Below are 10,104 nucleotides of genomic sequence, written 5' to 3' on the forward strand. Positions count from 1 at the left end.
TTCTTCATGCGCGTTTTGTATGTAAAACAAATGAGGTCAACTTTTCCGAACAAGCCTCTAAAGTTGTTTTTACTAAATATTTTTTTTATGCAAATCAATATATTTTAATAACAAATAAATGGTAAGAAATTTCAAGAAGCTGATCCATTAGTAGGATCGGCTTTTTTGAATTTCTTATTGAAATTTTACACGAAAAATATTCAGCGAAAACATTCGAAAAATTTCAAAAAAAAGTCGTTGCAAAACAGTTGTGCCTGTTATAGTATACTAAATATAAATAAAAACTGTAGTAATACAGCGAGCGTATTAGTATTTCATAAGTACGCTCAAGAGGTTGAATTTTGTTCAAAAATAAAAAATTGGGGGATGAGAACGTGAGTAATTTTCAAGAGCAAGTTAATAATTTGGAAAACAGTTGGAAAACCAATAAGAGATGGGCGGGAATTACACGGAATTACACGGCAGAGCAAGTGATTCGCTTAAGAGGATCGGTGCAAGTGGAACATACGTTAGCCCGTCGAGGAGCGGAGCGTCTCTGGGATCAATTACATTCTATGGATTTTGTAGCAGCACTTGGTGCTTTAACTGGAAATCAGGCGATACAACAAGCGAAAGCAGGGTTACAAGCTGTTTATTTAAGTGGATGGCAAGTAGCTGCCGATGCAAATCTTGCTGGTCATATGTACCCAGACCAAAGCTTATACCCCGCTAACAGTGTTCCGATGGTCGTTAAACGAATTAACCAAGCGTTACAGAGGGCGGATCAAATTCAACATATGGAAGGTAAAGATGATATTGACTATTTTTTACCGATTGTTGCTGATGCGGAAGCTGGATTCGGAGGGCAATTAAATGTTTTTGAACTAATGAAAGGAATGATTGAGGCAGGAGCTGCAGGAGTACATTTTGAAGATCAGTTAGCTTCAGAGAAAAAGTGTGGTCATCTAGGTGGCAAGGTGTTAATACCAACACAAACAGCGATCAGAAATTTAACGGCTGCGAGACTTGCTGCTGACGTATCTGGTGTTCCAACGTTAATAATTGCAAGAACTGATGCAGATGCAGCGGATTTAATTACTAGTGATGTTGATCCGTACGACCATGAATTTATTACTGGTGAAAGAACACCAGAAGGATTCTATCGAACAAAACCAGGCATAGATCAAGCGATTTCTCGTGGGTTAGCTTATGCTCCGTATGCAGACTTAATTTGGTGTGAAACATCTAAGCCAAGTTTAGAAGAGGCTAAGGCTTTTGCAGATGCGATCCATGAAAAATTTCCTGGTAAAATGTTAGCTTACAATTGCTCACCGTCATTTAACTGGAAAGCGAACTTAAATCAAGAAACGATTGAAAGATATCAAGAGGAATTAAGTAAAATGGGATATAAATTCCAGTTTGTAACGTTAGCCGGATTCCATGCTTTAAATCATAGTATGTTTGAGTTAGCTCATGAGTATAAATCTCGTGGTATGGGAGCTTACTCTGAGCTTCAGCAACACGAGTTTGCAAGCGAAGTTAAAGGGTATACTGCGACACGTCATCAACGTGAAGTAGGAACTGGTTACTTTGATGAAGTTTCTCAAACGGTGGCTGGAGGTACCTCTAGCACTACAGCCTTAAAAGGTTCAACGGAAGTGGCACAGTTTTAATCACTAAAATCTATACCTCCTTTTAGAACGCAGCGTCCTTCGCCAGACGCTGCGCTTTTTTTCGAAGCTAAACAAGGCGCTTGCGCTTTTCTCATAAAACATATTTCTTGTCACTGTTCCTACATTTTGTTAGAGTAAAGTATAATTGATTTGTTTAATACTATAATTATGAGGGTGTGAACACGCACTATTAGGTTTTAGTATAGACAAAGGCAATACATTTGCGTTTATTTTTGTGAAAAGTTTTGCAAAACACTTACAATCATTGTACATAGCATAGGAGGAAGAAAGATGAAAATGATGGATGCAAACGAAATTATTTCGTTTATTTCAAACAGCGTGAAATCAACGCCAGTAAAAGTTTATGTAAAAGGTGACTTAGATGGTATTAACTTTGGTGACAATACTAAAGCGTTTGTCTCGGGTAATACTGGAACACTATTTGGGGAATGGGCTGAGATTGAAGCTGCATTAAAAGCGAATGAAAATAAAATTGAAGACTTTGTCGTTGAAAATGATCGTCGAAATTCTGCAATTCCACTGCTTGATATGAAACATATTCAAGCTCGAATTGAGCCAGGTGCGATTATTCGCGATCAAGTAGAAATTGGAAAAAATGCAGTAATTATGATGGGAGCTTCTATTAATATTGGTTCTGTTGTTGGTGAAGGAACAATGATCGATATGAACGTTGTCCTAGGTGGGAGAGCGACGGTTGGTAAAAATTGCCATATTGGTGCAGGAGCAGTTTTAGCTGGGGTTATTGAACCACCATCAGCAAAGCCTGTTGTTGTTGAAGATAATGTAGTAGTTGGTGCCAATGCTGTAGTTCTTGAAGGTGTAACCGTTGGTCAAGGAGCGGTTATTGCAGCTGGGGCGATTGTAACAGAAGACGTACCGACAAATACAGTAGTTGCAGGAACACCTGCACGTGTTATTAAAGAAATTGATGAGAAAACAAAAGGAAAAACAGAAATTAAACAAGAGCTTCGTCGATTAAATGAAGACCAATAATTAAGACGCTTTATGAAGGGTGCCTTTTGCGCTTTTCTTACGGGGGTGTCCCATATCAAAGTGTCAGTCACCACGAGACGCTAAATACTGACGGATTTTCAATAAATGCGTTTATGTTTAGTATTTTTCTTGGTAATCTGACACTTATGGGGCACCCCCGATTTTTAAATAAAAAATACAAAAGAGGTAGTTATGATGAGTAATTCTTTTATTAATATTAGGCGTAAATTACACGAAATCCCTGAACTCGGTTTTGAAGAGACGAAAACACAACAATATCTTCTCACTTATATCGAGAGCTTGCCACAGCAATATTTAACCATTGATACTTGGAAAACAGGAATTTTTGTGAAAGTTGCGGGGAGCGCTCCTTCGAAAGTGGTAGCTTATCGTGCTGATATTGATGGGTTACCAATGGTTGAGGAAACGAATCTTTCTTTTAAATCAACGCACGAAGGAAAAATGCATGGCTGTGGACACGATTTTCATATGAGTATTGCCTTAGGAGTACTTACATACTTTGCTGAAAACCAACCGAAAGAATCCTTATTATTTATTTTTCAACCGGCAGAAGAAGGGCCTGGCGGGGCAAAGCCTATGCTTGAAAGTGATTATTTGAAGAATAATCGCCCTGATAGGATTATTGCTTTGCATATTGCTCCGGAATACCCTGTCGGTACCGTCGCAACAAAAGAAGGTTTACTTTTTGCTAATACTTCTGAGCTATTTATTGATTTTAAAGGTAAAGGTGGTCACGCCGCTTACCCTCATACAGCAAATGATATGGTTGTTGCTTCAAGCCATTTTGTTACACAACTGCAATCAATTGTCGCAAGAAATATCAACCCACTAGATTCTGCAGTTGTCACAATTGGAAAAATTTCCGGAGGGACAAAGCAAAATATTATCGCTGAAAATGCGAGGGTAGAAGGAACACTCCGTACGTTATCAATGAGCTCAATGCACAATGTGAAAAAACGTATTGCTTCACTTGTAAAAGGGATAGAGGAAGGTTTTGATTGTTGTGCAACCATTGATTTTGGAGCGAATTACTGTCAAGTTTATAATAATGAAGCTATCACAAGACAGTTTATGAATTTTGTTGAAAGTCGCAAATGTACAGAATTAATAGAGTGTAAAGAAGCGATGACTGGTGAAGACTTCGGTTACTTCCTTGCAGAGATCCCGGGCTTTATGTTTTGGTTAGGTGTAAACTCTGAACATGGACTCCATTCGGGGAAGCTTAACCCAGATGAAGAGGCTATTCCCTTTGCGATTGGTTTAGTTGTAGATTATTTTAAATCGTTATAAACAGAATAATCTTCCATTTATTTGGACAAATTACCGTTGTAGAGAAAACTCTCTTACTAGAGTGAATTTCATGATCCTAATAAATAGCTACATCGATTCTACATTTAGTTGGGAGCGGTCTAACTTAACTATATGTAATAATTTAGTGGCGCTAAAAAGGGCAGCATGAAATTCATTAACTTATTCAATGGAAAAAAGAAGGAGGATTATTTTATGCCAAAAGTTGGAGTTGAACAATCGTTATCTGCTGTGCAAGAAGCGTTGCAAGCAAAAGGCTATGAAGTAGTACAATTAAAGCAAGAAAGTGATGCTACAAATTGTGATTGCTGTGTTATTACGGGGCAAGACCAAGACATGATGGGTATTCAAAATGTGGCAACAGAAGGCTCGGTTATAAATGCACACGGAATGAATGCTGATGAAGTATGCCAACAAGTAGAAAACAAACTTCAGCAACAATAAAAATTGATATAAAACGGAGATTTGTGCCGTTTATACAAGAAAGAGGATGTCTTTTAGACATCCTCTCAGTTTGTAGTCAAAGTATTTCTCAATAAATTCAGCCTGGTTGAAAACGTTTGTCAATCGGCATCCTCTATTTCTTTTCTATATAAACTTGATGTGGGAATGGGATCTCAATTCCGTGTTTATCAAGCGTCTCTTTTAAAGTTTTCCTTAACGTTCTTTCGACAGCCCACTGCGACATATTTTCGGTTTTGGCAATGATTCTAATTACGACATCAGAATCACCAAAACTTTGCACCCCTATAACGTTTGGCCCTTCTTTAATAGCTTCCTCAACTTTGGCCACTTCATCACAAGCATTTTGCAGAATTGCTATAACTTCATCCATATTTTCGTCGTATGCGATACTAATATCAACTAGTGCTCTCATATTTCCGCGAGAATGGTTACTTACATTCGTTATTTCTCGGTTGGGAATGAAGTGTAGCGTTCCATCGAAGCTACGAAGCTTTGTCGTTCGTAAACCGACTTCTTCTACAACCCCATCAACACCAGCCATTGTTACGTAATCATCTACTTCGATTTGTTTTTCAAGAAGAATAAAGAAACCTGTAACAACATCACTTACTAACCCTTGCGCTCCAAAGCCGATCGCTAAACCGATCACCCCAGCCCCAGCAATAAGAGGTGCGATCTCGTAATCAAAAATCCCGATGATAATCGTAATTAAAATAAAAATCAAAAAATATGTAAATACGTTAATTGCTAACTTTTCCAATGTCTTCGTTCTACCAGGATGCATACCTCTTTGCTCACTTAATTTCGTAAAAGACCTTGTGATTAGGCGACTTCCTATTTTTTTAACGATTATATAGCCAATAATGATTCCTAATAATTGTAAGGCAATAATCACAATGCTTATTAAAATTGCATTTATATCAATAGAATTAATCCAGTTCATAACAACAGCTCCCTTATTAATAATCTGTCGCTTAGTATACCCTTTTTAAAAAATGTACTAAACCTATTTTGTAGTTTAACATATTGAAGCCTTTGTATAAAAGAAAGCTGACGGTTAGTTTGTTAGTTGGTTTGTTGGTTGGGAAAATAAAAATCTGACTTTTCCATATTAGGTGGTGACGAATAATCGCCATGAGAGTTTTGCATGAAAAAAGGCGGATGATTTCGAGAACGAGCCTCTGAGATTCGTTAGAAGGTCAAAGCGAAGAGAAGGAAATCATCCGCCTTTTCCGTATTAGATGGTGACAGAATGGCCGGCATTTACTTCTTGGATGGTGACGATAAGCTGTCATGAAGGTTTTGTATGTATCGTTGAATTCAATTAGAGCATATGATTCGTTTAATATAGTAAATACAGGGTATAATACCGATAGATTGTTATAAAAGGATGAAATTAGTAATTTAAAATAATTGTAATTTACAGTTGACTAATTATAACTATTCTTTTATAATAATAATTATAAATAAACACCCCTCAATAGGGTACATAATTTAGGAGGTTTTATAAATGAGTGATAAAAGAATGGTAGCAAAGCAAGCCCCGAGATTTGAAATGGATGCCGTATTAGCGAATAAAGAATTTGGTAAAGTTAGTCTAGAAGAGAATATGAAAAATGATAAGTGGACAGTTCTTTTCTTCTACCCGATGGACTTTACTTTTGTGTGTCCAACCGAAATTACGGCTTTAAGTGATCGTTACGATGAGTTTGAAGATTTAGATGCAGAAGTAATTGGTGTTTCTACTGATACAATTCATACCCACTTAGCTTGGATTAATACAGACCGTACTTCTAACGGATTGGGTGAACTGAAATATCCTTTAGCAGCTGACACAAACCATGTTGTTTCAAGAGAATATGGTGTATTAATTGAAGATGCTGGTATTGCCTTACGTGGTCTATTTATCATAAGCCCGGAGGGAGAGTTAATGTATTCTGTTGTTAACCATAACAACATTGGACGTGACGTAGATGAAACATTGCGTGTACTTCAAGCTCTTCAAACAGGTGGACTTTGTCCTGCAAACTGGAAGCCGGGTCAAGAAACATTATAATTTTTAACTACAAAGGCGGGGATTACTGTGAAACTAAGAACACCTATGCCTGAGTTAACAGGAGCTACTGAATGGTTAAATGGTGAACTAACACGTCAAGATTTAGTTGGAAATAAACCAACGTTATTTCATTTTTGGTCGATTAGCTGCCATTTGTGTAAAGAAGCTATGTCAAATGTTAATGAGTTTCGAGATCAATATAAAGATCAATTAAATGTCGTGGCAGTTCACATGCCACGATCAGAAAAAGATTTAGATCTTGATGAAATTAAGAAAGTTGCTAAAGAGCACGATATTACACAGCCGATTTTTATTGATAATGCTCATAAGCTAACTGATGCTTTCGAAAATCAATATGTTCCGGCATATTATGTTTTTGATAGTGAAGGTCAACTTCGTCACTTCCAAGCAGGTGGCGGCGGCATGAAGATGTTAACAAAACGAGTGAATCGTGTTTTAGGAATAAAAGAATAAGTAATCATCATAAAGAGCCCCTCTATCTATTTTTTTGAACAAAATATAGATAGAGGGGCTTTTTTGTTCAAAGATAAGAAAGTATAAAAAAATTTGAATGCTGTCTAGCTTCAGGCGCCATCGGCTCGACCACTTCAGTCAAGCTACTACCTTGAAATACTTCACTGTAGCTTTGCGACGAGTAACCGCAGGAGCACGACTTGCAGTCTAAAACCTGACCGCTACGCGCAGGCCTTCCAGTGGTTTTCGCCGATAGGCGGGCGCCTTGCGCTTTTCTTAGTTAGTTGATATGTTGGAAAGTTCAAACAAAATTAATATAATATTTTTAATATTGTGTTATGATTAATTTATTGGATTACGATAATGGAGGATACGCACATTTATGAAAAAACAGTTTGCGGTTATCGGATTAGGTAGATTTGGGGGAAGTATTTGTAAATCACTAAGTGAGCAAGGGATGGAAGTTTTGGCCATTGATACAGATGAAGAGAAGGTCAACAATTTCTCTACGATCGTTACACATGCTGTTGTTGCGGATGGAACTGATGAAAATGCGCTTAAAAGTCTTGGGGTTCGTAATTTTGATCATGTAATTGTTGCTATTGGTGATAATATTCAAGCGAGTATTTTAACTACATTAATATTAGAAGAGTTTGGGGTAAGTCATATTACCGTAAAAGCTCAAAATGATTATCACGAAAAAGTATTAAATAAAATTGGAGCTCATAAAGTGGTACACCCTGAAAGAGATATGGGAATTAGAATTGCTCACAATATCGTTTCTAAAAATGTGCTAGATTATTTAGAACTTTCAAAAGATTATAGTATAGTAGAGTTAATTGCCGGGGAAAAAATATGCAACAAAACATTAATTGATTTAAATATTCGCGCAAAATACGGAGTTAATATTATGGCCGTTAAACGGGGGGATGATATAAATGTTTCTCCACATGGAACTGAGAAGATACTACAAGGAGATATATTAATTGTTATTGGAGCCATCGTGGATATTAATAAATTAGAAAATGCATTGTTTGATAAAGACTAAGGAGAGGTTGTCCTAACGGCCAACCTCTTGTCTTGTGCTTTTCTTATTTTAAACTTCCATAATAATTGGTAAAATCATTGGCTTTCTTTTTGTTTTCTCATATAAGAATGGTCCTAAAACGTCAGTAATTTCGTTCTTAATTTCTGACCATTGTGTCGTTTTTCTTTCCATAATCGAGTCTAAATGTTTTGCTAATAGTGCTTGAGCATCATTAATCAAGTCACCAGATTCACGCATGTATACAAATCCCCTTGAAATAATGTCAGGACCTGCTGTTACTTTAAATTCTTTCATGTTAAGGCTAACAACTACAACAACTAGTCCTTCTTCAGACAATATTCTTCGATCTCTTAGGACGATATTACCGATATCACCAATACCATTTCCATCAACGTAAACTGAGCCAGAAGGAATCTTTCCTACAACAGCGGCTTCTTCATTATTTAGTCCTAATACTTCACCGTTATCCATTACAAAGCAATTTTCCTCTGGAATATCACAGTCAACCGCAAGTTTTACATGCATTTTTAACATACGGTATTCACCGTGAATTGGCATGAAATATTTTGGTTTTATTAAGCGTAACATCAATTTTTGCTCTTCTTGTCCACCATGGCCCGAAGTGTGAATATCGCTTAAAGATCCGTGAATAACTTCTGCGCCAGCTCGGTACAATTGATTAATCGTTTTACTTACACTAAGAGTATTTCCTGGGATAGGTGAAGAAGAGAAAACTACAGTATCACCAGGGATAATTTGAATTTGTCGATGCGTGCCAAAGGCAATGCGTGATAAAGCAGCCATTGGCTCGCCTTGACTGCCTGTACATAAAATGGTTACTTCATTACTAGGCAGTTTATTTATTTGATTATGGTCAATAAAAGTACCTTTTGGTGCTTTTATATATCCTAGTTCTTGCCCTATTGTAATTGCATTTTCCATACTCCTGCCAAAAACAGCAACTTTACGATCGTGAGCAACAGCTGATTCCACTACTTGTTGAAGACGATGAATATTTGATGCGAAAGTAGCAAATATAACTCGTCCATCAACTTTGTCAAAAATAGAATCAATGCTCTCGCCTACTTTTCTTTCAGACATTGTAAATCCAGGAACTTCACTATTAGTACTATCAGAAAGAAGGCATAACACTCCTTCTTGTCCGATTTGTGCCATTTTCGTTAAATTTGCAGGTTCGCCAACCGGTGTGAAATCAAATTTAAAATCACCAGTATGTACGATGTTTCCTGGTGGTGTTTTTACAACAATTCCATAGGAATCAGGAATACTGTGGGTTGTTCGAAAGAAGCTAACCGAAGTTTTTTGAAATTTAATAACCTCATCTTCGCGAATTTCAATCATTTTTGTTTTTCGTAACAAACCGTGCTCTTCCAATTTACCTTTTAGTAAACCGAGAGCTAACTTACCGCCATAAATCGGGATGTTTATTTCTCTTAAAAGGTAAGGGATACCTCCAATATGGTCTTCGTGACCGTGAGTAATAAATAATCCTTTAATCTTGTCTTCGTTTTTGACTAAATATGTGTAATCAGGAATGACGTAATCAATTCCTAGAAGTTCATCCTCAGGGAATTTAATTCCGGCATCAATTAAAATAATTTCGTCTTGAAATTGGACTGCGTACGTATTTTTTCCAATTTCACCTAGACCACCGAGGGCCATAACAGCTGTTTGATTGTTTTTTACTTGCTTCATAACTTATATATTCTCCAATTTGAAATTTTCATTTTGCTTCTCATACTCTAGATAAACACCATCAACAGGAAGGACAACTTCGATATTATAGCTTTTAGAAGCTAATTTTTCTCGAACATCCATCTCTGAATTTGCTTCAATATAAATTGATTTTGTATTTTCGCGCACAGGCGCTTCCGAGATTAACTCTTGAAATAAAACTTTGTATATCATTTTTAAACCTCTCCCTCTATAAATATTGATATACCAACGGTTTGAGCCGTTGGAGAAGTACCAAAAAAATATTTTTCGACACGACCTCTAACATTATTTTTATAATATGTGAAACTATGCCAATTGGTGGGTACGCT

At 36.7% G+C, this 10,104-nt stretch carries 10 protein-coding genes; 7 read left to right on the top strand and 3 right to left on the bottom strand.

Annotated features, from left to right (window positions below; genetic code table 11):
- The first annotated feature begins 374 nt into the window (after positions 1 to 374).
- From aceA to BKP35_RS11075, 4 genes are all read left to right on the top strand, one after another.
- Complete coding sequence (aceA, locus tag BKP35_RS11060) at positions 375 to 1,652, top strand: isocitrate lyase (RefSeq protein ID WP_139192859.1); 1,278 nt, start codon at positions 375 to 377, stop codon at positions 1,650 to 1,652.
- Positions 1,653 to 1,943: 291 nt separating this feature from the next.
- Positions 1,944 to 2,666 (top strand): 2,3,4,5-tetrahydropyridine-2,6-dicarboxylate N-acetyltransferase, encoded by a 723-nt coding sequence (gene dapD, locus BKP35_RS11065; RefSeq protein ID WP_071313415.1) that lies wholly within the window; start codon positions 1,944 to 1,946, stop codon positions 2,664 to 2,666.
- Between the two features lie 192 nt (positions 2,667 to 2,858).
- On the top strand, positions 2,859 to 3,977 hold the full coding sequence (locus BKP35_RS11070; protein WP_071313416.1) for an N-acetyldiaminopimelate deacetylase: 1,119 nt from the start codon (positions 2,859 to 2,861) through the stop codon (positions 3,975 to 3,977).
- 213 nt (positions 3,978 to 4,190) lie between these two features.
- Positions 4,191 to 4,439: a YkuS family protein gene (locus BKP35_RS11075; protein ID WP_071313417.1), complete on the top strand. Its 249-nt coding sequence runs from the start codon at positions 4,191 to 4,193 to the stop codon at positions 4,437 to 4,439.
- A 133-nt stretch (positions 4,440 to 4,572) separates the two neighbouring features.
- On the opposite strand, the gene BKP35_RS11080 is transcribed toward BKP35_RS11075, so the two are convergent.
- Entirely contained in the window at positions 4,573 to 5,403 is an 831-nt protein-coding gene (locus BKP35_RS11080) for a mechanosensitive ion channel family protein (RefSeq protein WP_071313418.1), read from the bottom strand.
- 567 nt (positions 5,404 to 5,970) lie between these two features.
- Here BKP35_RS11080 and BKP35_RS11085 point away from each other — a divergent pair.
- From BKP35_RS11085 to BKP35_RS11095, 3 genes are all read left to right on the top strand, one after another.
- A complete protein-coding gene (locus BKP35_RS11085) occupies positions 5,971 to 6,516 on the top strand; it encodes a peroxiredoxin (RefSeq protein WP_071313419.1) in 546 nt (181 codons plus the stop codon).
- Between the two features lie 27 nt (positions 6,517 to 6,543).
- On the top strand, positions 6,544 to 6,990 hold the full coding sequence (locus tag BKP35_RS11090) for a redoxin domain-containing protein (RefSeq protein WP_071313420.1): 447 nt from the start codon (positions 6,544 to 6,546) through the stop codon (positions 6,988 to 6,990).
- A gap of 382 nt (positions 6,991 to 7,372) precedes the next feature.
- The gene (locus BKP35_RS11095; RefSeq protein WP_071313421.1) at positions 7,373 to 8,038 is read left to right on the top strand and encodes a potassium channel family protein; all 666 of its coding nucleotides are present in this window, start codon (positions 7,373 to 7,375) and stop codon (positions 8,036 to 8,038) included.
- 48 nt (positions 8,039 to 8,086) lie between these two features.
- Here the strand turns inward: BKP35_RS11095 and rnjA are convergent, their stop codons facing one another.
- Together rnjA and BKP35_RS11105 are read right to left on the bottom strand one after the other, a co-directional pair.
- A complete protein-coding gene (gene rnjA, locus BKP35_RS11100; RefSeq protein WP_071313422.1) occupies positions 8,087 to 9,754 on the bottom strand; it encodes a ribonuclease J1 in 1,668 nt (555 codons plus the stop codon).
- A gap of 3 nt (positions 9,755 to 9,757) precedes the next feature.
- Complete coding sequence (locus BKP35_RS11105; RefSeq protein WP_071313423.1) at positions 9,758 to 9,967, bottom strand: DNA-dependent RNA polymerase subunit epsilon; 210 nt, start codon at positions 9,965 to 9,967, stop codon at positions 9,758 to 9,760.
- Between the last annotated feature and the right edge of the window lie 137 nt (positions 9,968 to 10,104).

The organism is Anaerobacillus arseniciselenatis, from assembly GCF_001865995.1.
Taxonomy (GTDB): domain Bacteria; phylum Bacillota; class Bacilli; order Bacillales; family Anaerobacillaceae; genus Anaerobacillus; species Anaerobacillus arseniciselenatis.

Coding starts and splice junctions, on each gene's coding strand:
- dapD (WP_071313415.1), top strand. CDS start 1,944: ATGAAAATGATGGATGCAAACGAAATTATTTCGTTTATTTCAAACAGC.
- BKP35_RS11070 (WP_071313416.1), top strand. CDS start 2,859: ATGATGAGTAATTCTTTTATTAATATTAGGCGTAAATTACACGAAATC.
- BKP35_RS11075 (WP_071313417.1), top strand. CDS start 4,191: ATGCCAAAAGTTGGAGTTGAACAATCGTTATCTGCTGTGCAAGAAGCG.
- BKP35_RS11080 (WP_071313418.1), bottom strand. CDS start 5,403: ATGAACTGGATTAATTCTATTGATATAAATGCAATTTTAATAAGCATT.
- BKP35_RS11085 (WP_071313419.1), top strand. CDS start 5,971: ATGAGTGATAAAAGAATGGTAGCAAAGCAAGCCCCGAGATTTGAAATG.
- BKP35_RS11095 (WP_071313421.1), top strand. CDS start 7,373: ATGAAAAAACAGTTTGCGGTTATCGGATTAGGTAGATTTGGGGGAAGT.
- rnjA (WP_071313422.1), bottom strand. CDS start 9,754: ATGAAGCAAGTAAAAAACAATCAAACAGCTGTTATGGCCCTCGGTGGT.
- BKP35_RS11105 (WP_071313423.1), bottom strand. CDS start 9,967: ATGATATACAAAGTTTTATTTCAAGAGTTAATCTCGGAAGCGCCTGTG.